The 25248-nt window shown below is 65.8% G+C and carries 22 protein-coding genes; 5 read left to right on the top strand and 17 right to left on the bottom strand.

Features of this window, described 5'->3' with window-relative positions; genetic code table 11:
• Positions 1 to 17: 17 nt before the first annotated feature.
• The 4 genes from ruvB to GD627_RS07365 all read right to left on the bottom strand — a co-directional run bounded on the left by ruvB (position 18) and on the right by GD627_RS07365 (position 3184).
• Complete coding sequence (gene ruvB, locus GD627_RS07380; protein ID WP_152271977.1) at positions 18 to 1112, bottom strand: Holliday junction branch migration DNA helicase RuvB; 1095 nt, start codon at positions 1110 to 1112, stop codon at positions 18 to 20.
• Position 1113: 1 nt separating this feature from the next.
• Positions 1114 to 1740, bottom strand: a complete 627-nt coding sequence (ruvA, locus tag GD627_RS07375; protein WP_152271976.1) for a Holliday junction branch migration protein RuvA — start codon at positions 1738 to 1740, stop codon at positions 1114 to 1116.
• A gap of 74 nt (positions 1741 to 1814) precedes the next feature.
• A complete protein-coding gene (ruvC, locus tag GD627_RS07370; protein ID WP_146361825.1) occupies positions 1815 to 2414 on the bottom strand; it encodes a crossover junction endodeoxyribonuclease RuvC in 600 nt (199 codons plus the stop codon).
• A gap of 11 nt (positions 2415 to 2425) precedes the next feature.
• Positions 2426 to 3184, bottom strand: coding sequence for a YebC/PmpR family DNA-binding transcriptional regulator (locus tag GD627_RS07365; RefSeq protein WP_146361824.1), 759 nt, complete (start codon positions 3182 to 3184; stop codon positions 2426 to 2428).
• Positions 3185 to 3464: 280 nt separating this feature from the next.
• On the opposite strand from GD627_RS07365, the gene GD627_RS07360 reads away from it, so the two are divergent.
• On the top strand, positions 3465 to 4736 hold the full coding sequence (locus GD627_RS07360; protein WP_152271975.1) for a Mur ligase family protein: 1272 nt from the start codon (positions 3465 to 3467) through the stop codon (positions 4734 to 4736).
• On the top strand, positions 4733 to 5479 hold the full coding sequence (locus tag GD627_RS07355; protein ID WP_146361822.1) for a type 1 glutamine amidotransferase: 747 nt from the start codon (positions 4733 to 4735) through the stop codon (positions 5477 to 5479). The genes GD627_RS07360 and GD627_RS07355 overlap by 4 nt, the downstream gene beginning before the upstream one ends.
• A 35-nt stretch (positions 5480 to 5514) precedes the next feature.
• Here GD627_RS07355 and GD627_RS07350 read toward each other — a convergent pair whose 3' ends face one another.
• From GD627_RS07350 to GD627_RS07335, 4 genes are read right to left on the bottom strand one after another with little or no spacing between them, the layout of a single operon-like run.
• Positions 5515 to 5712, bottom strand: coding sequence for a hypothetical protein (locus tag GD627_RS07350; protein ID WP_152271974.1), 198 nt, complete (start codon positions 5710 to 5712; stop codon positions 5515 to 5517).
• A 9-nt stretch (positions 5713 to 5721) separates the two neighbouring features.
• Positions 5722 to 6288: an NUDIX hydrolase gene (locus tag GD627_RS07345; RefSeq protein ID WP_152271973.1), complete on the bottom strand. Its 567-nt coding sequence runs from the start codon at positions 6286 to 6288 to the stop codon at positions 5722 to 5724.
• A gap of 4 nt (positions 6289 to 6292) precedes the next feature.
• Complete coding sequence (locus GD627_RS07340; protein WP_152271972.1) at positions 6293 to 6934, bottom strand: class I SAM-dependent methyltransferase; 642 nt, start codon at positions 6932 to 6934, stop codon at positions 6293 to 6295.
• Positions 6935 to 6983: 49 nt separating this feature from the next.
• Positions 6984 to 8396 (bottom strand): HNH endonuclease, encoded by a 1413-nt coding sequence (locus GD627_RS07335; protein WP_194265997.1) that lies wholly within the window; start codon positions 8394 to 8396, stop codon positions 6984 to 6986.
• Between the two features lie 271 nt (positions 8397 to 8667).
• Between GD627_RS07335 and GD627_RS07330 the strand changes: the two genes are divergently transcribed.
• On the top strand, positions 8668 to 9387 hold the full coding sequence (locus tag GD627_RS07330) for a class I SAM-dependent methyltransferase (RefSeq protein WP_194265996.1): 720 nt from the start codon (positions 8668 to 8670) through the stop codon (positions 9385 to 9387).
• A 16-nt stretch (positions 9388 to 9403) separates the two neighbouring features.
• On the opposite strand, the gene GD627_RS07325 is transcribed toward GD627_RS07330, so the two are convergent.
• Positions 9404 to 10453, bottom strand: coding sequence for a CapA family protein (locus GD627_RS07325; protein ID WP_246165379.1), 1050 nt, complete (start codon positions 10451 to 10453; stop codon positions 9404 to 9406).
• A gap of 352 nt (positions 10454 to 10805) precedes the next feature.
• Here GD627_RS07325 and GD627_RS07320 point away from each other — a divergent pair, with 352 nt between their 5' ends.
• A complete protein-coding gene (locus tag GD627_RS07320; RefSeq protein ID WP_152272064.1) occupies positions 10806 to 12830 on the top strand; it encodes a M3 family metallopeptidase in 2025 nt (674 codons plus the stop codon).
• On the opposite strand, the gene GD627_RS07315 is transcribed toward GD627_RS07320, so the two are convergent.
• From GD627_RS07315 to GD627_RS07280, 8 genes are all read right to left on the bottom strand, one after another.
• Positions 12827 to 13285 carry a hypothetical protein gene (locus tag GD627_RS07315; protein ID WP_152271970.1) on the bottom strand — a complete coding sequence of 153 codons (459 nt, stop codon included), beginning with the start codon at positions 13283 to 13285 and terminating at the stop codon, positions 12827 to 12829. The genes GD627_RS07320 and GD627_RS07315 overlap by 4 nt on opposite strands.
• Positions 13286 to 13411: 126 nt before the next feature.
• Complete coding sequence (pgsA, locus tag GD627_RS07310; RefSeq protein ID WP_146361817.1) at positions 13412 to 14029, bottom strand: phosphatidylinositol phosphate synthase; 618 nt, start codon at positions 14027 to 14029, stop codon at positions 13412 to 13414.
• A gap of 3 nt (positions 14030 to 14032) precedes the next feature.
• Positions 14033 to 14617, bottom strand: coding sequence for an HIT family protein (locus GD627_RS07305; protein ID WP_146361816.1), 585 nt, complete (start codon positions 14615 to 14617; stop codon positions 14033 to 14035).
• A gap of 15 nt (positions 14618 to 14632) precedes the next feature.
• The gene (gene thrS / locus GD627_RS07300; protein WP_146361815.1) at positions 14633 to 16645 is read right to left on the bottom strand and encodes a threonine--tRNA ligase; all 2013 of its coding nucleotides are present in this window, start codon (positions 16643 to 16645) and stop codon (positions 14633 to 14635) included.
• A gap of 75 nt (positions 16646 to 16720) precedes the next feature.
• Positions 16721 to 20122 (bottom strand): DNA polymerase III subunit alpha, encoded by a 3402-nt coding sequence (locus GD627_RS07295; RefSeq protein WP_152271969.1) that lies wholly within the window; start codon positions 20120 to 20122, stop codon positions 16721 to 16723.
• Positions 20123 to 20124: 2 nt separating this feature from the next.
• Complete coding sequence (locus GD627_RS07290; protein ID WP_146361813.1) at positions 20125 to 20436, bottom strand: DUF6504 family protein; 312 nt, start codon at positions 20434 to 20436, stop codon at positions 20125 to 20127.
• Positions 20437 to 20617: 181 nt separating this feature from the next.
• Entirely contained in the window at positions 20618 to 22219 is a 1602-nt protein-coding gene (locus tag GD627_RS07285) for an MDR family MFS transporter (RefSeq protein WP_152271968.1), read from the bottom strand.
• A 34-nt stretch (positions 22220 to 22253) separates the two neighbouring features.
• A complete protein-coding gene (locus tag GD627_RS07280) occupies positions 22254 to 23969 on the bottom strand; it encodes an MDR family MFS transporter (protein WP_186764236.1) in 1716 nt (571 codons plus the stop codon).
• Positions 23970 to 24215: 246 nt separating this feature from the next.
• On the opposite strand from GD627_RS07280, the gene GD627_RS07275 reads away from it, so the two are divergent.
• Positions 24216 to 25247 (top strand): DUF2776 family protein, encoded by a 1032-nt coding sequence (locus GD627_RS07275; RefSeq protein WP_210244062.1) that lies wholly within the window; start codon positions 24216 to 24218, stop codon positions 25245 to 25247.
• Position 25248 lies beyond the last annotated feature (1 nt).

Here is a 25248-nt window from a genome sequence, read left to right as displayed (position 1 = left end):
AACGTGGGAGCGGACTGTTAAGTTTCCGGCGCGCTCTCATCGGCGGCGGCGGACGAGGTGTTTGTCCCGGGGCCGGAAAACATGTTCTGGGGCATCGCTGCCGCCACGTTCTCGGGCATCTGCAGTCCCAGATGCTCCCACGCAGCGCGGGTTGCGATGCGGCCCCGCGGGGTCCTGCCGAGCAGGCCTTCGCGGACGAGGTACGGTTCGGCCACCGTCTCCACTGTCTCCGGTTCCTCGCCGACGGCGATCGCCAGGGTGGACAGGCCCACCGGTCCCCCGTTGAACTTGGTGATCAGGGCGGTGAGCACGGCACGGTCCAGCCGGTCCAGGCCCAGGGCGTCCACTTCGTACATGTCCAGGGCGGCACCGGCCGAGCGTGCGTCAATCTGCTCGATGCCATGCACCAGCGCCCAGTCGCGGACGCGGCGCAGCAGCCGGTTGGCGATTCGGGGCGTGCCGCGCGAGCGTCCGGCCACCTCGGCAAAGCCCGCGGAGTTCACCTTCATGTCCATCAGCATGGCCGAGCGGCGCAGCACCAGTTCCAGTTCGTCGGTGGAGTAGAACTCCAGGTGGCCGGTGAAGCCAAAGCGGTCCCGCAGCGGTCCAGGCAGCAGGCCGGCGCGGGTGGTGGCACCCACCAGGGTGAACGGCGGCAGCTCCAGGGGAATGGCGGTGGCACCGGCACCCTTGCCGACGATGATGTCCACACGGAAATCCTCCATGGCCATGTAGAGCATTTCCTCGGCGGGACGGGACATACGGTGGATTTCGTCCAGGAACAGCACTTCGCCCTCGGTCAGGGAGGACAGGATGGCTGCCAGATCCCCGGCGTGCTGGATGGCCGGTCCGGAGCTGATCCGCAGCGGCGCGTTCATCTCCGCGGCAATGATCATGGACAGGGTGGTCTTGCCCAGCCCGGGAGGACCGGACAGCAGGACATGGTCGGCGCTGCGGCCGCGCAGCCTCGACGCTTCGAGCACCAGCGAAAGCTGTTCGCGGACGCGTTTCTGCCCCACGAAGTCGTCCAGGTTCTTGGGCCGCAGGGCGGCCTCAATGGCTTTGTCATCCGGATCGGGGCCGGGGGCGACGAGGGAGTCTGTTGCTGACACGTCAGCCGGCCTTTCGGCGCGAGGAAGCCCGGGCGCCGTCGGTCCCGAGGCGGCGCAGCGTCAGTTTCAGGATTTCCCCGACGTTGCCGGCGGCGGCGACGTCGGGATGTTCGGCGGCGGTGTCCTCGATGGCCGCCGTCGCGTCCTTTTCGGACCAGCCAAGTCCGGTCATGGCGGCCAGCACCTGTTCCTGCCAGCGCGGCGCGGCCGGGGTGTCCGCAGTGCCGTGCGGCACCAGCTTGTCCGCCAGTTCCAGGACGATGCGGCGGGCACCCTTGGGGCCGATGCCGGAAACCTTGCTGAACGCCTTGTCATCTCCGGTGGAGGCGGCCACCCGGATGGCTTCGGGCGTGTGCACGGCCAGGACGGCCAGGGCGATCCGCGGGCCCACGCCGCTGACGCCGAGGAGGATTTCGAAGACTTCCCGCTGGTCGGCGTCCGTGAATCCATACAGGGTCATGGAGTCCTCGCGGACGATCATGGCAGTGTGGATGAAGGCTTCACTTCCCGTGCGCAGGGCCGCAAGGGTCTGGGGCGTGGCCTGGACGAGCATCCCGAGTCCGTGGACATCGATGACGGCGGAGGAAAGGCCCACGTGTGAAACCACCCCGCGGAGGGAACTGATCATGAAGGAACTCCAGAGGCTGTATAGAACATATCTACGAATACCCTACTTGCCGGCAGCCGCATTCCCCCTGCTGGTCAGTAGCTTCCGCGTTTTGCCCGCGCTTCTGCTTCGGCCCACAGCCGCTGTGCCGGGGTCAGTCCGCTCACCGGTGCGGCGCCCCGCGAGGCGGAACCCGCTGTGGGGCCGGGACCGGCGACGCCGCGCCGCCAGGCATGGGTGATGGCCAGGGCCAGTGCGTCGGCGGCGTCGGCGGGCTTGGGCATTTCGTCCAGCCGCAGGATCTTGGTCACCATTTTGCCCACGGCATCCTTATTGGCCGAGCCGGAGCCGGTGACCGCGGCCTTGACCTCGGTGGGCGTGTGCAGGGCCACGGGGATGCCCCGCCGTGCGGCAGCGGCAATCACGACGCCGGAGGCCTGGGCCGTACCCATGACGGTGCTGACATTGAGCTGGCTGAACACCCGCTCCACGGCCAGGACATCGGGCCGGTGGGTGTCCAGCCACAGGTCGATGGCTTCGGAAATCACCAGCAGCCGGGCGTCCAAAGCGGTTCCGGCCACCGTGCCGACAACTCCAACGGCCACAAGGGTGGCCCGGCGGTTTCCCTCGACTTCAACTACTCCAAGGCCGCAGCGGGTCAGGCCGGGGTCCACCCCCAGGACGCGTAAGGACACGGAGACGGCGCTTAGTCGTCTTCTTCGAGCTCGGCCATGACGGCGGCCGGGATATCCGCGTTGGAGTAGACGTTCTGCACGTCGTCAAGGTCTTCGAGCGCGTCCACCAGCTTGAGGAACTTGCGGGCGGCGTCGGCGTCCAGTTCCACGTGCATGGACGGCACGAATTCGGCCTCGTCGGTCTCGTACTCGATGCCGGCTTCCTCCAGGGCACCGACGACGGCGCGCAGGTCCTGCGGCTCGGAAATGATCTCGAAGTTCTCGCCGGATTCCTTGACCTCGTCCGCACCGGCGTCGAGGACGGCCATCAGCAGGTCATCTTCGGTGAGGCCGTTCTTCGGCAGGTTCACGACGCCCTTGCGGGTGAACATGTAGGCCACCGAGCCGGGATCTCCCATGTTGCCGCCGTTGCGGGTGACCGCCAGGCGGACCTCCGAGGCGGCACGGTTCTTGTTGTCGGTAAGGCACTCAATCAGCAGTGCCGAACCCTGGGGTCCGTAGCCTTCGTACATGATGGTCTGGTAATCGACGGCTTCACCGAGCAGGCCCGCGCCGCGCTTGACGGCGCGGTTGATGTTGTCGATCGGCACCGACGTCTTCTTGGCTTTGGACACCGCCAGTTCAAGGGCCGGATTGCCTGCCATGTCGGCTCCGCCGGCGCGTGCTGCAACTTCGATGTTCTTGATCAGCTTGGCGAAGGACTTGGCACGCTTGGCATCAATTACGGCCTTCTTGTGCTTGGTGGTTGCCCATTTAGAGTGGCCCGACATGCTCTACGCTTCTCCTCTGATCGAATAAAAAAAGTCCGGCTGCTTGCCGCCCGCCGGAACGCCGGGGAACCCGGGGCCGGACAGGGAGACCAGCTAAGCTTCCCGAACGCACTGCCACAATTCTAGCGACCGAATCGGCTTCCGGGGCCGTCAACGCGTCCTGTCCGGGTTCCGGGACGGATTCGAACAGGTAAAAGCGGCGTTGACAGGCAACTATGCGTCCAGCCTCACGCCCCCGGCAACCGTGCCGTTTCAAGGGGGTGCGCTATATTCAGTAACCATGAGTTCTTTCTCCATCCTGGTCGGAAAACTGGTCCGCAGTGCCTCCAAACTGCGCGGCGGCGGCTCCGCCCTGCCGGGCCTGGTGGTGGAGAAAATCGACCCCGACTTCATCCGCCGCACGCTGGCGGACCTGCCGCTCGGCGTCGCCGTCGTCTCCGGAACCAACGGCAAGACCACCACCACCAAGATGGTGGTGGAGCTCCTCGAGAGCCAGGGCCTGAAGGTCTTCACCAACCGCACGGGCAGCAACTTCACCCGCGGCGTGGCGGCGGCACTGCTGGGCGAAGTGAATCTGCGTGGCCGGCTGGACGCGGACATCGCCGTCCTGGAACTGGATGAAGCCCATGCCGTGCATTTCGTGAAGCTGATCCAACCGCGCTACAGCCTGCTGCTCAATGTGCTGCGGGACCAGCTGGACCGGTTCGGCGAGATCGACAAGACCACCCGGCTGCTGGAGCAGATTGCCCGGGCCACTACGCAGACCGTGGTCCTGAACCGCGAGGACCCGCGCGTGGCCGGCATTGCCGAGTCCCTGAACGGCCAGCGTGCGGTGTACTTCGGGCTCGATGCCTCGCTGCGCAGCACCTTCCCCAACGACGACGAAATGCGCGGCAGCCTCGCCGAGGCCCTCGCCGCCACCCAGGAGGCCGACGTCGTCCTGCAGCGGGTCAGCGAAACCGAGGCGGATTTCCTGGTGGACGGCGAAACCCGCACGTCCGGACTGAAGCTGCGCGGCGTCTACAACATCTTCAATGCCGCCGCCGCGCTGGCTTTTGCCCGGTCCATCAAGGGCGAAGACCTGGACTCCGATGCACTGTTCGAGGCGCTGGCCAACGTGGAGCCTGCGTTCGGGCGCGGCGAGTCCCTGACCGTCAACGGGCAGCCGCTGGAACTGGTGCTGGTCAAGAATCCCAGCGGCTTCCGTCTGGGCCTGAAGTCCTTCGCCGCCCACGGCTATTCCACGATGATCGCCATCAATGACAACTACGCCGACGGCCGGGACATGTCCTGGCTGTGGGACGTGGACTTCGAATCCCTGGCCGAGGGCGGCGTCGACGTCGTCAGCGGAGTGCGTGCCTACGACATGGCCCTGCGCCTGAAGTACGACGACGTGCCCGTCCGCACCATCGAACCGGACATCACGGACGGGCTGAAGCGTTTCATCAAGGACTCCCCCGGAGTTCCCATGCGGATCTTCTGCACGTACACGGCCATGCTGGCCGTACGCCGGGAGCTCTCCAAGATCACGAAGGTAGAGGTGGTCTCATGACCGAGGACCGCACAATCAGGATCCTGCAGCTGTACCCGCGGGAAATGAACATCTACGGCGACTGGGGCAACGTCCTGGTGCTCAAGCAGCGCCTGAAATGGTACGGCTACAACCCGGTGGTCGAGGAGTACAACGCCGGGGACGAGTTCCCGGCCGACGTCGACATCATTGTGGGCGGCGGCGGCCAGGACAGCGGCCAGGTGGTGATCCAGCAGGACCTTCAGCAGCTGGCGCCCACCCTGCAGTCACTGGCCGATGACGGCCTGCCCATGCTCGTGATCTGCGGGCTCTACCAGCTGTTCGGGAAGTTCTTTCGGACGCATGAGGGCGCGCTCATTCCGGGCATCGGCATCCTGGACCTGGAGACCCACGGCGGTGACGTGCGGCTGATCGGCAACGTCCTGTCCGTCAGCGAGGAGTTCGGCGAGATCCACGGCTACGAGAACCACAGCGGCCAGACGTTCCTTGGCCCGGGAGTGAAGCCGCTGGCCGAGATCCGCAAGGGTGAAGGCAACAACACCAAGGACAGCACCGAGGGTGCCCGCTATAAAAACGTGGTGGCCAGCTACCTGCACGGTTCCCTCCTGCCGAAGAATCCGGCGATTGCGGACTTCCTGATCGAGCAGGCGGCCGTCCGGAAGTTCGGCAGCTTCTCCCCCGTGCCGCGGTCCGAAGAGGACCTCGCCGAGCTGTCGAAGCTCTCCGAAATGGCACGCCAGCACGCCGGACAGCGGCCGCGGTAGCGTCGGGGTCACCCCGAACCGGCGTCGCGGCTCTCCTAGTCGGTGCCGGCGCGCCGGTTCCGGACAGCTGCGACGGCGAAGCACACCGCACCTGCCGTCAGCGCCAGGACCGCGACTAGCCGGGGTGTCCCGAAATCATCGAATAACCCCGGCACCAGGATGACGGCCGCGGCCGCGAGCAAGGCTGCACCAATAATGAAGAAGGCCGGGCGGTACTCACGGGTTGTGTTCATGCACGCAGCCTATCCGCCGCGGGTGGTGCCGTAGCCTGCGCCTGGCAGAGACATAGCCGTGCGCCGCACGTATTCCAGGCGTTCGAGGAATCCCTCAGGAAGCCTGGCCGGCAATTCGCTGATCGGGAACCAGCGGACGGCCTCGCTCTCATCGCTCACAGTGGTCACGACATCCCGGCTAATGACCGCAGCGAACCCCACGTCCCAATGTGCTGAACACGAGAAACCGCCCTGCAGGTCATGCCGGTCGAGATCCATGATTGCCGGGGAAAGCAGAGCAAGGTCGCCAAGTCCCGATTCCTCGCGGGCTTCCCTTTGGGCGGTTTCCGCCACTGATGCATCCTCCGGTTCGACATGGCCGCCGAACTGCACCCAGAACTGGCCCTTGCGGTGGAAACACAGGAGAACGTGATCGAATCCGGGCGAAAAGACGAAGCAGGACCCCGTGACATGTTCCGGGCCGCCGTCCTTGCGCAGCGCTGCCGTTCCCGCTGCGTTCAAGAAGCGCAGATACGCTTCTTTCCGCTTTGAATCAGGAAGTGTCCGCAGACGGGTAAGTAGATCTTCGAGGGGCATACTGTCATTTTGCCGGATATTCCAGGATGAAGATCCCATCCGGGCCAGTGCGAGGGTGAAGCGCACCAGGTTTGGCGTACACGCTAACGGACCAGCCTGAGTCCTTATCAAAAGCGCCGAGGTGCCAATCCGAAAACCTGTGTAACAACGTCAACCCTGCGAAACCAGCCGCCGTGTCTTGGGACTTCGGTCCTCCCCGTGCCTCGACGGTTGTACCAACCACAAACAAGCCACCCTCAATCAGGAGCCCGTTGACTCTCCCGAAAGCGTCCTGCAAAGCCTCGGCGGAAAGGAATGCCGGCACGTTTCCGCACATGGAAACGACCTCATATCGGGTAGGAAGACCCTCACGAGACAAACGGTCACCCGTGAGTTCCTCCACTGCCAGTTGTCGGTACCAAACGGCATCGAAAATGTCAGCGGCGACATCCAAAACGGCGGAAGCCGGATCGATGCCGTACGCCTGATGCCCACTATGACGCAGCGCACTAACCGCCGAGCCGATGCCACATCCGATGTCGAGAATCCGGCTTTTGCGGGCGGCAAGCATGTCGATAAACCGTGCGTCGACCTCGAGGTCTATTCCGTTTTCCATGAACCGGCGCATCTTTTGTGCGTAGGCATCCAGGTCGGCACTTGGGATCATGACCATCAGACTAATCGGCGGTGCGGAGTACGCGAGCTATCGCTGTGACTTAAAACGCCCGGGCACCCGGCAGCGGCGGCGCCGTGGACTGATAGGTGTGTCCGGTGGGCGTAGTAATTACGACTGTGTGCCGGCCAGGTTTTTCAGTTTTTTCAGTCCGCCAGCCCGGTGCTTCCTTCGCCTGGTTGCAGGCTACGCACAGGCCCTGCAGGTTGCCGGCGTGAGTGCTTCCGCCGGTCCGGTGCGGGCGGATGTGGTCGCGGTGCCGTATTGGGGCGTTGCACCACGGTGTCCGGCAGGTTTGATCCCTCGCGGAGATGAACCTTGCCAATGACTCGGGAACAAACCGCGCCTTGGAGTCCAGGCCAATGAGTTCGCCTGAGGTCGGTGCTGTGTAGAGGCGCCGGAGCCAGAGGTCCGGCGCTGCAGAGGATCGACGCCGGGTGGCCGGTTCATCGTGTCCGGCTTTGTGTGGCCGCTCCTTCTCGGTCATTTCACCGCCGCCGCTGCGGCTTCCGGCGTTTCGCACCGCGTCTCGTGCCCACTTGGCCGGCACCACTCCGTATCCGCTGAGATAGGCCGGTTCGTTCGAGCCGGCAAGCAGCGTACGGTCCGTCATAACAAGCTGGACCTCCAAAGGCACCCGGTCCGCCTGGGCAAGACCGGTGATTCTTTCCACCATGGTGTCAGCCATGATCTGGCCCCGGCCGCGTTCATCGCCACGTGCCCGGAGGGAATCTGCTTCACGGCTGAGGGCGGCAAAGACGGCGACACCCTGGGCCACAGGCAATAGGCCGGTCAGGTAGGTCATGGTGTCCGGGGCAGGCCGGCAGGAAACATAACGGTCCGCCTCTGCCTTAGCAGCCCGGCGAACCAGCGCTTCCTGATCGATCCGGTAGGTCAGTTTCCGGATCCGTCCGATCAGGCGTCCATCGCCCAAGCCCTCCAGCCCTGCGGGGTCTCCGGCTACCTCACGGTCCACCAAACGACGGTCGGATACCGACAGGCATGCAGTTTCACGGACCAGAAGCGTGGCCCGCCATTCGTTGAGTCTGCCCTCGGACAGCGCCCGGAGCGTGCATGGCATTTCGTGTGCAAGCGCCTTGGAAAAGCCAAGAATCCGCCCGCCGCGTGCAGGCGATTCGCGCCGGGCGAGGGCAATTTGGGCAGCAACTCCTCTTCCCTGCTGCCCCTCGGGAATTCCGGCGCGGGCATGTGCTGCACGGACGGAGGCATCGAAGGCGGCTGCGACGCGAACCTGGGCTGCTGCCGCAGCGGCCTTGAGTTCCTCCAGTACCCGCAATCGGCCTATCAAACCCCCGTCTGTATCGGAGGCGATCTCCTCCATGACCCGCCCGGAAGACAGCTCGGCGATCCACATGGCGACCTGCGGGGATGACGGTTCGTTGCCGCGATACGCGCCGTCAACAGGTGGTGAATACCCTGGATTTGATTCGAACATGTGTTCGATGCTATGGGCTGAAGACCAAGCCTGCAATAGGAGTTTTCGTCCTTGTGGAAAACTACCCACAACGCCAAGTACCCCGGTCCTGACTTGGGAAAATACTTGAAAGGTTCGGTCAGGATCCTGCCGCGGTCTGCCGGTTCCGGGTGCTGGAGGCGTGCCCCCGCAGGCCACCCCAGATCCGGGACGCGTGCTACCGTTCAGGCGCCTACCCAGACCGAAGCTACCCTGCTCCCCCAATGAAAAGCCCCCGACCGAAACGAGCCTCGTGACTGCACCGAAGCCGGCCAACTACTACGCCGTCCCTGAGCTTGCTGCCGCCTACGACGCCGATACCGAATCCCGGCAGGACCTGCAGTTCTACCTGACCCTGGCCGCCGAGACGGGAGCCCGCCGCGTTGCGGACATCGGATCGGGAACAGGCCTGCTGTGCAGCCTGCTGGCAGGGCAGGGGTATGAGGTCACCGGCGTCGAGCCGGAAGACACCATGCTCTCCCTTGCTGCATCCCAGCCGCACGCCGACGCCGTCGCCTGGATTCGAGGAACCGCGGAACGCCTGCCGGATGCGTGGGCCGATTTGGTTCTGATGACCGGACATGTGGCGCAGTACTTCCTTGATGACACCGCCTGGGTGCAGGTGCTCACGCATGCCGGACGGACACTGCGGACCGGAGGCAGGCTGGCATTTGAAGTGCGCAACCCGGATGCTCAAGCCTGGCGCCGGTGGGAGGGCACGCACAGCACCAGTCGGGGAACAGTCATCCAGACCGTCCGGCGCAACGGTGACCTCGTCACGCACACGGATACCTGGACCAACGGATCCGGCACCTGGACCACGACCGAGACCCTCCGCTTCCCCTCCTGGGATACGGTGACCTCAGGGCTGCAAGCCACAGGACTTACGGTCGATCAGTGCTGGGGGAACTGGGATCGAAGCCCGGTGCGGCAAGGTTCACCGGAGTGGATTTTCCTCACCAAAGGGCTTTAGCCAGCACAACCCTCGCCTACCCTCCCCCGCCGTCCTGCGACACCAGCCACTCGTGTGCCCCGGCGTCGGCGGCTCCCAGAGACTCGACCACCGGAATGGTCCGTGTGCGCACCGCTTCCCGCTGGGACACCGGGGCGCACTCGCCCTGCGGCAGGTCCCCGGCAACGGAACACCACCGGTACGGGTCCCGGACAATCACTGACGGCGCCCAGGCGAGGTCGCTGACGGACCAGTCCCCGGCGTCGTCGCGCGCGAACTGTGCCCGCACAATCAGTCCCTCATTGTTGACGTTGTACCAGGGCGAAAGCTCCGTCACGGCGTTGCCGAGCCCGTACACAATCCAGGTGCCGTTGTAGTTCTCGATCGGCAGCACCGAATGGGTGTGGTGGCCGTAAATGAAGTCAAACTCACCGCTGTCCGCCAGCGCATGGGCCGTTTCCACCTGCTGGGCGTTGGGCATGGATGCGTATTCCTCCCCGGCATGGATAGCGGCGACAACGACGTCGGCCCCCGCCGCACGGGCCGCCTTCGCCTTGGCGGTCATCGCCGGAGCGTCGAGCAGGTCCACCTGCCACGGATACTCCGCCGCCAGCCCGTTCAACCCGTAGGTTGCCTCGATGACGGCGAGCTCCCCGGCCGGGGCGGACAGGCGCATGGGCGCGCCGGCACCGGCCTCCGCGGCATATGATCCGGTGTGCTCCAGGCCCAGGGAATCCAGCACCCCCAGGGTCCGGTTCACCCCCTCGGTCCCGGCGTCTACGGTGTGGTTGCTGGCCGTGGTGCAGCCGGAGTAGCCGACGGCGGCAGCGGCCGTGAGGATCTGCGGCGGTACGTTGAACATGGGATAGCCCGCGTACGGACCGTCCGGCTCCGCCACCGGCGTCTCCATGTGGCACACGGAGAGGTCCGCAGCACCGATATAGGTCCGTTGGCCGGCCAGCAGCGGCTCGAAATCCAGGGGCTTTTTCCCGTCACCGCCGCATCCGCGGCGGCCTGGTCCCAGAGCTGGGGATGGACCAGCAGATCCCCGGCCAGCAGCACCGAAAAGCAGTTCCGTGTTGGACATTCCGGCCCCTTGCCCGGAACCGCTGCAGGTTCGGGCTCCGGGGCGGCCGCCGTTGCCCCGCCTGTCCCGGACGGCGCGGCTGGCGAGGGCGCGGTGGACGACGGCGTACCTGCCGGCCCGCCGTCGTCGTTCCCCGCCGGGCTGCAGGCTCCCGCCAGCAGGCAGAACAGGATCAGCATGGCTGCCCGGGCGGTCCGTCCCCGCCCGCTGACATACGTGTGGTGCCTCATGGAGCCCGACTCCTTCAGTGGCCGGCCCCGGATCTGCACAACATGGGCAGCGGGGATTGCCTGCGATCCTACGGCACCGTCATGTTGGTCCGAGGGAGGACGGTGTGCCAGTCTTGGGCCTTATGGACAACCCCTTCCTTTCCCCCAGCACCCTGCCGTACCAGCTTCCGCCGTTCGGGCAGATCAGCGAGGACCACTTCCTCCCCGCCTTCGACGCCGGATTCGCCCGGCACACGGCGGAAATCGAAGCGATCGCCGCGAACCCGGAAGCCCCGGATTTTGACAACACGGTGGCCGCCCTCGAAACCGCCGGGCAGGTCCTGGGCCGCACCGCCCTGGTCTTCTTCACTTTGTCCCACGCGGATGCCACCGAAGGCGTACAGAAAATCGAGCAGCAGGTCGGCCCGCAGCTGGCTGCACACGAGGACAGCATTTACCTGAACCGGCAGCTCTTCGAGCGGGTTCAGGCGGTCGCCGGGCAGCAGGAGGGCCTGGATGACGAGCAGGCACGCCTGGTCTCCGAATACCAGCGCCGCTTCATCCGTGCCGGTGCACAGCTGGACGATGCCGGCCAGGCCCGGATGCGCGAACTGAACGCCCGCCTGTCCGAGCTGAGCACCGAGTTTTCCCAGCGCCTGCTCAAAGACACCAATGATTCGGCCCTGGTCCTGGACGACGCCGCCGATCTCGCCGGACTGTCCGACGACGACGTGGCCTCCGCCGCAGCGGCCGCCCGGGAAGCCGGCCATGAGGGCAAGTATCTGCTGTCCCTGGTCCTGCCCACGGCGCAGCCTGCCCTGGCCTCCCTCACGAACCGTGAGGTACGCCGGCAGCTGCACACCGCCGCCCTGAACCGCGGATTCCGGGACAATGAGTCCAACACACTGTCCATCGCCGCCGAGCTGGCGGCCCTGCGCGCCGAGAAGGCTGCCCTGCTGGGCTTCGGCTCCCACGCCGAATACGCCACCGATGATCAGACCGCGCCCTCGCTGGACGCCATCCACGAGATGCTGGACAAGCTGGCTCCGGCCGCCGTCCGCAATGCCCGGGCCGAAGCCGGGGAGCTGCAGGAAGCCGCCGCGAGGGACGGGCATGAGCTGGCCGCATGGGACTGGGCGTTCTATTCCGGGCAGGTCCGCCGGGAGAAGTTCGATGTTGACCTCGCCGCCCTGCGTCCGTACTTCGAACTGGAACGGGTCCTGACCGACGGCGTGTTCTTCGCCGCCAACCGCCTGTACGGACTCACCTTCACCGAACGCACGGATCTGTCCGGCTACCATCCGGATGTCCGCGTCTGGGAAGTGAAGAACGAGGACGGCACCGGGCTGGGCCTGTTCCTGGGCGACTATTACACCCGGGACACCAAGGCCGGCGGCGCCTGGATGAACTCGCTGGTGAACCAGTCCCGCCTGCTGGCGCAGGAACCGGTGGTGCTGAACAACCTCAACCTCTCCAAGCCCGCCGAAGGCGAACCGACGCTGCTGAGCTTCGACGAAGTGGTCACGGTGTTCCACGAATTCGGACACGCCCTGCACGGGCTCTTCTCCTCAGTCACCTATCCGCTGCTCTCCGGCACCGCGGTCCCCCGCGACTTTGTGGAGTACCCGTCCCAGGTGAACGAGATGTGGATGCTCTGGCCCGAGGTGGTGCGTAACTTCGCCAACCACCACGTCACCGGCGAGCCGCTGGCCCAGGACGTCATTGACCGGGTGAACGCCGCGGCGGTCTGGGGCGAGGGGTTCGCCACCACCGAATACCTCGGAGCCACCCTGCTGGACCTGGCCTGGCATGAGCTGGCACCGGGCGAAACCGTTGAAGACCCGGAGGCTTTCGAGGCGCAGGCACTTCAGGCAGCCGGCGTCGCCCTGGACCTCGTGCCGCCGCGGTACCGCACCGGGTACTTCAAGCACATTTACGCCAGCGGCTACTCGGCCGCCTACTACGCCTACATCTGGAGCGAGGTCCTGGACGCCGATACGGTGGAATGGTTCAAGGACAACGGCGGCCTCACCCGCGAAAACGGGGAACACTTCCGCACCGAGCTGCTCTCCCGCGGCAACGGTATCAATCCGCTGCAGGCCTTCCGGAACTTCCGCGGCCGGGACGCACAGATCGAGCCGCTGCTGAACCGGCGCGGCCTGGCCTAGGACCGGCGCCGGCCCGGCCCGCGGTAGCGGGCAGCCTGAACGGTGAGCAGGGCGAGGGCTCCGGCAAGGCCGAAGGGCAGCAGGTACACACCCATCATCTGGAAGTTCATCCTCATGAGGTCCTGGCTGGTCATGTGTGCCGCGCTGCTGGAGTAGACAGTTGCCATCTCCGGAAGGGCACCGGAGAGCCAGGTCAGTCCGCCGGCGAGCATCAGGGCCACAACCGCCCATGCGGCACACAGATAGGGGTTGAACCGGCTTCGGGGGGCCGTATCCGGTCCCCAGCCGCCGGCAGCGCCGGCGGCGGGTCCGGTTTCCCCGGCCTCCGCCTGCGCGCGGGCGGGAGCCGCCGGGAGTTCCCCGCCGTCGTCCACCACTTCCACATAGTCCCCGCCTCCGCCGGGAGCGGGGCGGGAGTAGAGCCGATAATCCGAGGTGCCGATGCTTCTGTCCATGGCCGGAAGCCTACTACGGGGAATTTCCCGGGCGGCCCGCCCCGCCCGCAGGACGCCGAACAGCAGAAGGCGGGAACCGGATCACCGGTTCCCGCCTTCTGTCTTTTCCGTTAAGGTCGGAGGCGCCTACGCGGGGTTGTTCATCCGCGCCTGCTTCCGGACGGTGTACATCCGCTGGCCGATGGTCACGCAGCTGGCCAGGGTCAGCAGGATGAGGACCGCCAGCAGCAGGACCTCGGGCACGCCCAGACCCACCAGCCCGGTGGCCACCAGCAGCGAAACCAGCCGCTCGGCACGTTCGGCAATGCCGACGTTGGCGGTGAAGCCCAGCGACTCGGCCTTGGCCCGGATATAGGACACGAGCATGCCCACCACCAGGCACAGGATCGCCGCAATACCGATGGCGTCATTGCCGCCGCCGGTGAAAAACCAGATGGCGACGCCGGCAAACAGGGCGCCGTCGGCGAAGCGGTCCAGGGTGGAATCCAGGAACCCGCCCCAGCTGCCCTTGCGCTGCTGCTGCCGGGCCATGATGCCGTCTATGACGTCGGAGAAGATAAACAGCGTGATGAAGATGGTGCCCCAGAACAGCTGGCCCAGCGGATAAAACACCAGGCCGCCGATCATCACGCCGAGAGTGCCGGCGATGGTGACCATGTCCGGAGTGACCCGGTGCCGCAGCAGCCAGGTGGCCAGCGGAGTGAAAACGGCAGTGAAGAATCCCCGTGCATATTTGTTGAGCACGTGTCAGTCCTCGCTGTCCCGGCCGGAGCCGTCCGCAGGCCAGGCGTCCGCCACTTGCCGGCGCACGTCACCCAGTGTCTGGGTAATGGCCTTGGTCTGCGCGATGATCGGCAGGAAGTTTCCGTCCCCGCCCCACCGCGGAACAATGTGCTGGTGCAGGTGGGCTGCAATCCCGGCGCCTCCGGTTTCGCCCTGGTTCATGCCCAGGTTGAACCCGGTGGGGCTGGAGACCTTCCGCAGCACGCGCATGGCGGTCTGGGTCAGGGCCGCAATTTCCGCGGTCTCCTCCAGATCGATGTCCGTGTAGTCCGGTACGTGCCGGTACGGGCAGACCAGCAGGTGGCCGGCGTTGTACGGAAAGAGATTCAGGATCACGAAGGCATGCTTGCCGCGGTGGACAATGAGTGATTCCTCGTCCGAGCGCTGCGGTGCGGCGCAGAACGGGCAGGTCTCCTTGGAGGAGACCTGCTTCTGTCCGCCCTTGATGTAGGCCAGCCGGTGCGGGGTCCAGAGCCGCTGGAAAGCGTCGGGGACTCCGGCGAGTTCGAACGTGTCCGTCACTGCGGCGTCGTCAGGTTGTTCTCCCATAGCGTCCCCGCCGCCCTACTTGTCCCGGTTCCGGACGGCTTCGACGATCCGCTTCACGGCTTCGTCGACGGGCACTCCGTTGTCCTGGCTGCCGTCACGGAAGCGGAAGGAGACGGCGCCGGCTTCGGCATCGTCACCGCCGGCAATCAGGACGAACGGGATCTTGTCCTTGGAGGCGGTGCGGATCTTCTTCGGGAACCGGTCGGTGCCGGTGTCCACCTGCGCACGGATGCCCTGGGCCTTGAGCTTGTCGACGACGTCGAACATGTAGTCGTTGAACGCTTCGGCCACGGGGATGCCCACTACCTGGACCGGTGACAGCCAGGCCGGGAACGCGCCGGCGTAGTGCTCCGTGAGCACGCCCATAAAGCGTTCCACGGAGCCGAACAGTGCGCGGTGGATCATGACCGGGCGCTGGCGGGTGCCGTCGGCGGCCTGGTATTCGAGTTCAAAGCGCTCGGGCAGGTTGAAGTCCAGCTGGATGGTGGACATCTGCCAGGTGCGGCCAATGGCGTCACGGGCCTGGACGGAGATCTTCGGGCCGTAGAAGGCAGCGCCGGCCGGATCCGGAACCAGGTCCAGGCCGGAGGCTTCGGCGACCTCGGCGAGGGTGCGGGTGGCTTCCTCCCACACCTCGTCGGAGCCGACGTACTTCTCCGGGTCCTTGGTGGACAGTTCCAGGTAGAAGTCATCCAGGCCGTAGTCCTTGAGCAGGTCCAGGACGAAGTTCAGGGTGTTGGTCAGTTCGTCCTTCATCTGCTCGCGGGTGCAGTAGATGTGGGCGTCATCCTGGGTCATGCCCCGCACGCGCGTCAGGCCGTGGATCACGCCGGACTTCTCGTAGCGGTACACGGAGCCGAATTCGAACAGGCGCAGCGGCAGTTCGCGGTAGGACCGTCCGCGGGAGCGGAAGATCAGGTTGTGCATGGGGCAGTTCATCGGCTTCAGGTAGTAGTCCTGGCCGGGCTTGGTGACCTCACCGGTCTCCGGGTCGGTGACCTCGTCCACGTGCATGGGAGGGAACATCCCGTCGCGGTACCAGTCCAGGTGGCCGGAGACCTCGTACAGGTGCCCCTTGGTGATGTGCGGGGTGTAGACGAATTCGTAGCCGGCCTCGGTGTGGCGCTGGCGGGAGTAGTCCTCCATGGCCTTGCGGATGATGCCGCCCTTGGGGTGGAACACCGGCAGGCCCGAGCCCAGCTCGTCCGGGAAGGAGAACAGGTCCAGTTCGGTGCCCAGCTTGCGGTGGTCGCGGCGTTCGGCTTCGGCCAGGCGTTCCTGGTAGGCCTTCAGGGCGTCCTTGGTGGGCCAGGCGGTGCCGTAGATGCGCTGCAGCATCTGGTTCTTCTGGTTGCCCAGCCAGTAGGCGGCGGCGGAGCGGGTCAGGGCGAAGGCATTGGAGATCAGCTTGGTGTTGGGCAGGTGCGGGCCGCGGCACAGATCGCACCAGATGACGTCGCCGGACTTGCGGTCCACGTTGTCGTAAATGGTGATCTCGCCGGCGCCGACCTCGATGTTCGCGCCTTCGCCGGCTTCCTCGGCGCCGTCCTTCGTGCCGAGCAGCTCCAGCTTGTACGGCTCGTTGGCCATGGCTTCGCGGGCTTCGTCTTCACTGACCACGCGGCGCACGAACTTCTGGTTCGAGTTGATGATCTTCTGCATCATCTTCTCGAGGGTCTTCAGGTCCTCGGGGGTGAACGGCTCGGCCACGTCGAAGTCGAAGTAGAAGCCGTCCTTGATGTACGGGCCGATGCCCAGCTTGGCGTCCGGGCGCAGCTGCTGCACGGCCTGGGCCATCACGTGGGCGGTGGAGTGGCGCAGCACGTTCAGTCCGTCTTCGGATTCAATGGTGACGGATTCCACAACGTCACCCTGCTCCAGCGGGGTATCCAGGTCCTTGAGGACGGAGTCCACGCGCATCACGACGACGTCGCGGCGGTCGAAGAAGAGCTGCGCACCGGTGGTGCCAGTATCCACCGTGGTCTCTTCGCCGTCGACGATGAGGGTGAATTTCTCTGGCACTGACACGGTTGTCTCCTAGATTTCGTTGTACGGCGTCTGCTGCACGGCCTGGACACGGCCGCACTTCCGCCCGTACCGATGTTATCCGCTGCGCTTGGACCCCACCAACATGCCGCGCTGCGCGGCGGGCTTCGGAAGCGAGTCCGTGTCCGCCAGGTTCCATGCTTCGAGCGCCTGGAGGCTGATGCCCCGCGGGCCGGTACGGCGGGTCAGGCCGCGGACCAGCAGCAGTTCCGTACCGAACAGCAGCGGACCGGATTTCTCCTGCGCCTCATGAAAAAACGTGCAGTCAATGCATCCGGTGCCGTCGTCGAGGCTGATGAACACCACCCTGCGGCCCCCGCGCATGGGCGGGGTCTGCGTGGCCACCCGGATCCCGGCCACCAGCACCTCAGTCCCGTTGCGCAGGTCCACCAGGGCTTCCGCGGGTGTGACCCCGAGGCTGCGCAGCAGCGGAGCGTAGCTTTCCATCAGATGCGCACTGACATCCACGGACAGCAGGTCCAGTTCGGTGCGGACCTTTTCCCGCAGTCCCGGTTCGGGCAGCTCGTGGTGCAGGTTCGCCAGCTCGGTATCCCCCAGCGGCAGGGCCAGCTGCCCGGGAATCGGATCATATTTGCGGGAAGCGGGCTTGGCCGCAGCGGCGTCGAGGTAGGAGATCAGGTCCGCCCGGCTCGCCCCGGACCCGGTCTGATGGCTGAGCGAATCGAAGGCACCGAGCCGGGCCAGGCGGCGCAGGGTGGGCCGGGACACCTTCGCCCGTGCCCGCAGGTCCGCCAGGGAGTCGTAGGGCTGCCCGGCGGCGATGCGCCGGAGCTCCACGGCGGAGAGCCCGTAGATTCCGGCCAGGGACAGCCGGATACCCAGCCGTCCGTCGTCGAGGCGTTCCACGCGGTAGGTGTCGCCGCTGCGGTTAATGTCCAGGGGCAGGATGGGGATGCCCATCCGCCGGGCCTCGGCCACCAGCAGCCGGCGGGGGTACATGCCGGGATCATGCTCAAAGATCCCGGCCAGGAACGCGGCCGGGTGGTGCGCCTTCAGCCACGCGGACTGGTAGGTGGGCACGGCGAAGGCGGCGCCGTGGGCCTTGCAGAAGCCGAAGCTGCCGAAGGCCTTGAGCGTCTCCCAGACCTTGTTGATGGTGTCCGGGGTGTAGCCGCGGGCGGCTGCCTTGCTGCGGAAGTATTCCTCCACCCCCGGCTCGGCGGTCTCGTTGCCCAGCAGGCGGCGCAGTTCATCCGCCTTCGCCAGTCCGCAGCCGGTGAAGACATTCAGGGTCCGCAGCACCTGTTCATGGAAGACCGTGACGCCGTGGGTTTCGGCCAGCACCGGCCGCAGCGCCTCGTGCGGGTACACCTCGGGGGAGAATCCGTGCCGGTGTTCCAGGAACGGCCGGACCATGTCGGATTTCATCGGGCCGGGCCGGAACAGGGAGATGTCGATAATCAGGTCATTGAATTCCCGCGGCGCCATCTTGCCCACCAGTTCGCGCTGGCCCGGGGATTCGATCTGGAAGCAGCCCAGGGTGTGCGTGCTGCGGATGAGCTCATAGGTGGGTTCGTCGTCGAACGGCACGGCATCCAGGTTGATCCGGCCGTCCGCTTCGATGAACTCCGGATCCGGGGTCTGCGGTCCCGCCCGGTGCCGGCCTGCGGCAATAACGTCCTCGCGGGAGGAATGCACACGCACCACTTCGCGGACGGCGAAGGCCATGGCGCTCTGCATCCGCACACCCAGCACGTCGAGCTTGAGCATGCCCATGGGGTCCATGTCGTGCTTGTCGAACTGGGACATGGGCAGCCCCAGTCCGCTGGGTTGCACGGGGGTGCGGTCCAGCAGGGAGGTGTCCCCCAGGATCACTCCGCAGGGATGCATGGAAATGTGCCGGGGCAGCCGGTCCAGGCGTTCGGTGAGGTCCACCAGCAGGTCCAGCTGCCGGTTCTTTTCCACCTGGCCGGAGAATTCCCGCAGTTCGGGCTTTTCGGCGAGCGCCTCGCGGAAGTTGCGGGCCGAGAAACGCCATAGCTGTTTAGCCACAGCGCCGATCTCCGCTTCCGCCATGCCCAGCGCCATGCCGGCGTCGCGCACTGCCCCGCGTGCCCTATAGCCGTTCTGCATACTCATCAGCGTGACCCGTTCGGAGCCGAAGCGTTCGAAGATGCGGTGATAGACGTTGTGCCGCTCGGCGCTTTCCACGTCAATGTCGATATCCGGCAGCGTGGAGCGGTCCCGGGAGAGGAAGCGTTCAAAGATCAGGTCATGGTCCAGCGGGTTGACGTGGCTGACGCCCAGCAGGTAGTTCACCAGCGAGGAGGCCCCCGATCCCCGGGCCGCAGCGCGTACTCCCATTCCGGTGATCATGGCCGAGACCTCCGCCACCGTGAGGAAGTACGAGGCGAACCCCAGCCGCTCGATGATGCCCAGCTCATGCTCGAGCCGGTTGCGCAGTTCCATTTCCGCAATGGAGTCCCGGGGACGCAGCCGGCGGGTGATCCCCGCCTCGCAGCGCTGGCGCAGTTCGATCAGAGGTTCCGCCTCGATGCCGATCACCGAGGCTTCCGGTACCACGGGCTGCTTCCAGCCCATGTCCGCCACCGGGTCTATCCGGCAGCTGTCCGCGAGCGCCGCAGTGTCGGCGAGCATCCGTGCCGCTCCCGAGGCGCCGTAGCCTGCCTCCGAGCTGATTTCGCGGGCTAGGGCGGTCATCTCCCGTGTCCCCTTGAGCCAGCCCTGTGCGTTGGGTTGTAAATCGGGCAGCCGCGAGAGCGAGGTCAGCGAGCGCGCGGCGTCGAGCACGTCGGCGGTGGCGGCTCCGTCCTCATCCACGTACCGCACGGCATTGGTGAGGATGGCGGGCACTCGCATCTCATCGGCCAGCCGGAACATGCGCACTGCGTGGGCAAGGCTGAGGTTCTCCCCCGGTGCGGACAGATGCGTGACCACCTCCACGGCGAGCGCCCGGGCAGGGATCAGCGAGCGCCAGCGGCCGAACAGGGTGCGGGCGACGGCGTAGCTGCGCCAGCGCATGGCCTGGCCGACGTCGGACTGCGGGCCGACCAGGACGGTCAGGACAGGTTCTTCCTCCCCCTCTACGCAGACATACCCGGCGAGCTGTTCCATGGTGACGCCCACCGGCTTCCCGGTACGGGCGCGTGAGGCGGAGGTGGCGGCATGTGCGGCGGAGATCAGCCGGCACAGTGCACGGTAACCTGCTCCCCCGGCATGTCCGCGGGCCAGGATGACCACCCGTCCCGTCACGGCGTTCCCGTCATCCAGCACGGCCAGGTCCACACCGACGATGGGATCAATGCCGGCGTCCATACAGGCCCGCAGATGCTTGACCGTTCCGTAGAGCCCGTCCCGGTCGGTGCAGGCCAGGGCGTCGGCTCCGTCCGCCGCGGCGGCGGAGGCCATCTCCTCCGGCCAGGACACCCCGTAATGGGCGCTGAAGGCGGTGGCTGCGTGCAGATGGATAAAGCCCATACTCAGGCGCTGTCCTTCAGGGCGTCGTGGATCCGGATCAGGCGCCAGCGGTCGCTGCGGACATGGTGCGAGAGGTCAAGGGTGCGCAGTTCGGAGCGGTCATTGAGGCGTGCCTGGACCCGCCAGATCTCGGTATCCACCAGCCCGGCGCCGTGCCCGCGTTCGGCACGGGTTTCCTCTTCCCACCAGTTGCGGCGTTCATACCAGCGCACGGGATCCGCACCCACCCGGTAGGTGTGTCCGCCCCAGATCAGCCGAAGCGGCTGGCCCGCGGGCGAGCACACCACCTCTATTGCTTCGCTGAAGACACCCATTCAGCTTCCTCTCCGCCCGCCGTGCAGGCATACCGCCTGCGTCCTTGGCCGCCACTGGTTATTAACCCGCAACTAATTCGAACATATGTTCGAATGCTCCGCCACCAGTGTACGACTGGCCGGGGACAAACGGGACCATGTACCGGGGATATCCGGTGCAGGCATTCCGGTTGAGTACGCTCTAGAGCTCTTCTTCCGCTTCCCTCCGCACCGTTGTGGACAGCGGCACCTCACGGATGAACAGGCATAGCACCAGGGCGACTGCGACAATGGGCACACTGAGCAGGAAAATCGGCGGCAGCGCGTGTCCGAAGGCCGACCCGATGAAGTCCTGGACGGGAGCCGGCAGGCCGCGCAGGGTCGCCGGGCTCAGGGAATTGATGTCCCCGCCCACCGCAGCCCCGGCGCCCTGCGGTGCGGCAGCAAGCTCGTTGCCCAGCCGGTGGATGAAGATCGAGCCGAACAGTGCAATGCCGAACGACGCCCCGATCTGGCGGAAATAGTTGGCTGCCGAGATAGCCGCGCCCATGTCCCTGCCGGGTACGCTGTTCTGCACAATCAGGACCAGGTTCTGCATCAGCATGCCGATGCCCATACCCATCACCAGCATGCCGATGGCCGTAAAGCTGTACGGGGTGGTGTTGGAAATCCTGGAGAGCAGCACCAGCCCGGCAATGATCACCGCACATCCCAGCACCGGATAGATCTTGTACCGGCCCGTGCGGGAGATCAGTTGGCCGGTGCCAATGGAGGTGAGCAGCAGCCCGCCCATCATCGGCAGCATCATCAGGCCCGACTGCGTGGCGGTGGCCCGGTTGACCATCTGCAGGAAGGTGGGCAGGTAGGAGATGGTGGAGAACATGGCGATCCCCACGGAGATGCCCACCAGCACGGGAATCAGGAAATTCCGGTGCCGGAACAGGCCCAGCGGCAGGAGGGGTTCCGGGGCACGCCGCTCCACCGGGACAAAGGCTGCTCCGGCCGCCAGCGTCACACCGGCCAGGATCAGGATCTGCGGGCTGGACCAGGCATAGGTGGTGCCGGCCCAGGTGGTCAGCATGATCAGCGCCGCGCTCGCGAGCGCCAGCAGTCCCGCGCCGGCATAGTCCAGCTTCGGGCGCCGCCCCTGCGGCTTGGGCAGGTGCAGCGAGGCGATGACGACGGCGAGCGCCAGGGCTCCGATAGGCAGGTTGATGTAGAACACCCACCGCCAGGACCAGGCATCGGTGATCCACCCGCCCAGCAGCGGACCGCCCACCGAAGCCAGCCCGAAGGCAGCGCCGATCAGGCCCATGTACTTGCCGCGCTCCCGGGGAGACACCAGATCCCCCAGGATGGCCTGCGCCCCGATCATCAGGCCACCGCCGCCGATGCCCTGCAGGGCACGGAAACCGATGAGCTGGCCCATGTTCTGCGACAGGCCGGAGAGGACCGAGCCCATCAGGAACACCCCGATGGCGAAAATGAAAATGTTCTTGCGGCCGAACAGGTCGCCGAGCTTGCCGTAGATGGGCAGTCCGATGGTGGCAGCCAGGATGTAGGCGGTCACTACCCAGGACAGGTGCTCCAACCCGTTGAGGTCACCCACGATGGTGGGCAGCGCCGTGGCCACGATGGTCTGGTCCAGGGCAGCCAGCAGTACGGACAGCAGCAGGCCGGTAAGGACAAAGGGAAGGCTCCGCTTCGGTTCCCCCTGGACGGTCTCCTCCCGGTGTCTGGGCACTGCCTGCACGGGACGGGGTGGAACTGCCGCAACACGCGGCGTGACGGCTTTGTGGGACATAGCGGAAATGGTTCTCCTCGCTGATTGGTGTGCCCTATTCGACTTCCGCTTCCACGCGGGCGGTTTTGGACAGCGGCTGCTGCACGATAAAGAGCGTGAGGATAAACGCCACCGCCAGGATGGGCACCCCCAGCAGGAAGATCGGCGGCAGCGCCTCACCGAAGGCGGATTTGACGAAGTCCTGAGCCGCGGGCGGGAGGGCTTTGATGGCCTCGGGGCTGATCGAGTTGGCCCCGCCGGATGCGGGGTCACCCGCCCCGGGGGGAGCAGAGGCCAGCTGGTCGTTCAGCCGGCGAATGAACAGGGATCCGAAGAGTGCTATCCCGAGCGACCCGCCCAGCTGGCGGAAGTAATTGGAGGTGGACACTCCGGTGCCCATGTCATGGGACGGGACGCTGTTCTGCACTATCAGCACCACGTTCTGCATCAGCGCCCCGATGCCCAGCCCCAGCACGAACATGCCCGCTGCAGTCAGCGAGTACGGCGTCGAACTGGAAATCCGGGAGAGCAGCAGCAGGCCGAGAATCATCGTTGCCGAACCGAGGATCGGGTAGATCTTGTACTTTCCGGTCCGGGAGATCAGCTGTCCGGTGCCAATGGAGGTGATCAGCAGGCCGGCCGTCATGGGCAGCATCATCAGCCCGGACATGGTGGGGGACGCTCCGTTGACAATCTGCAGGAAGGTGGGCAGGTAGGCAATGGAACCGAACATTGCCAGCCCCACGGCCAGGCCCACCAGGGTGCAGATCAGGAAATTCCGGATGGAAAACAGCCGCAGCGGCAGCAGCGGCTCCTTGGCCCGCAGTTCCACCGGGATGAACACGGCGACGGCGACGATGAACACGGCGCCCAGCGTCAGGATGGTCGGGGATGTCCAGGCATAGTTATTGCCGCCCCAGCTGGTCAGCAGTACCAGGGCGGCGCTGCCAATGGCCAGCAGGGCGGCACCGGCATAGTCCAGGCGGACGCCCTTGGCACTGTTCCTTGGCAGGTGCAGTGCGCCGATGATGACGGCGAGCGCAATGACCCCGATAGGAAGGTTGATGTAGAACACCCACCGCCAGGACCAGTAATCGGTCAGGTATCCACCCAGAAGGGGCCCGCTAACGGAGGCGATGCCGAAGGCCGCGCCGATCAGGCCCATGTACTTGCCGCGCTCGCGGGCCGGAATGATGTCGCCGATGATGGCCTGCGCGCCAATGATCAACCCGCCGCCGCCCACGCCCTGGATGGCCCGGTAGGTGATCAGTTCGGCCATGCTGTGTGATTGGCCGGACAGCGCCGAGCCGCCCAGGAACACCACGATGGCGAAGATAAAGATGTTCTTGCGCCCCAGCAGATCCCCGAGTTTGCCGTAGATGGGCAGGCCGATGGTGGAGGTCAGCAGGTACGCGGTTATCACCCAGGACAGGTGGTCCAGCCCGTGCAGGTCCCCCACGATGGTGGGAAGCGCCGTGGAGACAATGGTCTGGTCCAGGGCAGCGAGCAGCACCGAGAGCATCAGGCCGGCGAAGACGACGGCGACACGGCGTCGGGAGTGCTCCGGTGCCGGCTGCCTGCCGGAGGGGAGGTCCGGGGAATCGGCACCCGCCGCCGAAGCGCCGGAATGCGGAACGGCTGCCGGATGGGCCAGCGTTGCACCGGAATGGGCCGCGAGCGACACGGTGCTGACCGGAGCGCCCATGGCTCCGGTCATCCCTGCGGCGGGGTGGGCTGCTGTTGTTCCACGGGCGGTGAATCGCTCTGCCATATCCACCTTCTTGGGGGCTAAGGAAAGTTTGACGCAGACACTCTCCATGGCACGACCGCGGACCTGCCCCGTCAAGGGTCCGGTGGAAACTGCTTCCGCATGCTGGCCCGAATGTACTGCTTCCTCCCTCCGGCGTTGTTCCACGGGTAGGGCAGGCGCAGACTGGCACTAGCCGCGCACCGGCCATGGTGTCGAAGCCGGGCGGAATCCACGATGTTTCTCACGGGGTACGCCATGAACCACACAGTGAGTGTCATTTTTCGTGCCATACCGCTTCTGATGGGCGCTGTCTGCCTGTCCTATGGCCTCTACATCCTGGCCGGACCAAAGGATGCAGACCACTTTGTCGCCGGACACGTCAACGTGGGGCTGACCGCCATCTGTTATGCACTGTTCACTACGGCGGCCACCATCATTCGGCAGCTCATCGACCGCTACGGGCGCGTGTGGGGAATCATCCTGCCGCTCTCCGGCTACGTGGTTGCTGCCGCCGCCGTCATCTGGGGCATTGTTCTGGCCAACCGGGAGGGCACCGCGGAAAACCTCACGGCAGGCTTCGTGGTGATCGGCGTCGGCTTCGTTTCCGCATGCGTCAGCACCGTAGCGGCCGCATCCACCAAATTCTCGCTCATCCAGTCAGCGCAGTTACTCGAGCCTCGGAGCGGTCCGCCGGAAGGTGCTCACTCCCGCACCATCGGCGCCGTGCTGACAGCAGTTCCGGTTGTGGCAGCCATCGCCGGTTTCTCCCTCGCGATCGGCCTGTTGGTGCGCGGAGATGCTCCCGGGTTCGTTGCCGGCCACGTCCTGATCGGTCTCTCGGCGATCTGCACGTCACTGATCGCTCTGGTCGCTAGCATCGTGCGCCAGGTGCGCAACGAATTCGGCGACGGCGAACGTTTCGCCTGGGCCGGGCTCGTGGCGGCCGCGGGCACGGTCAACCTGCTGCTGGGGCTGTTCGTGCTGTTCAGTTCCGACGAGCCCTATCGGCTGGCCCCGGGATGTGTGCTGATCGGCCTGGGGCTGATCTGTTTCAGCATCCTGTCGAAAGTGCTGCTGCTGGCCCTCGTGTGGCGCCGCACGTTTGAGCTGGCCAACCGCATCCCGCTCATGCCCATCGGAACAGCGCTCACCTGCCTGTTCTTCGCCGCGTTCCTCTTTGAAGCCGCAGGCACGGACCCGGCGTTCTTTGTCCCCGCGCACGTGCTGGTTGGACTCGGTGCTGTCTGCTTTACCCTCTTCTCCATCGTGTCCATCCTGGAGGCGGGAACCTCGGAGTAGC

It is taken from the genome of Arthrobacter yangruifuii (genome assembly GCF_009192775.1).
Classification (GTDB): Bacteria; Actinomycetota; Actinomycetes; order Actinomycetales; family Micrococcaceae; genus Arthrobacter_B; species Arthrobacter_B yangruifuii.
The sequence above is the reverse complement of the archived record's forward strand: the minus strand, read 5'-3'. Positions and strand labels throughout refer to the sequence as shown.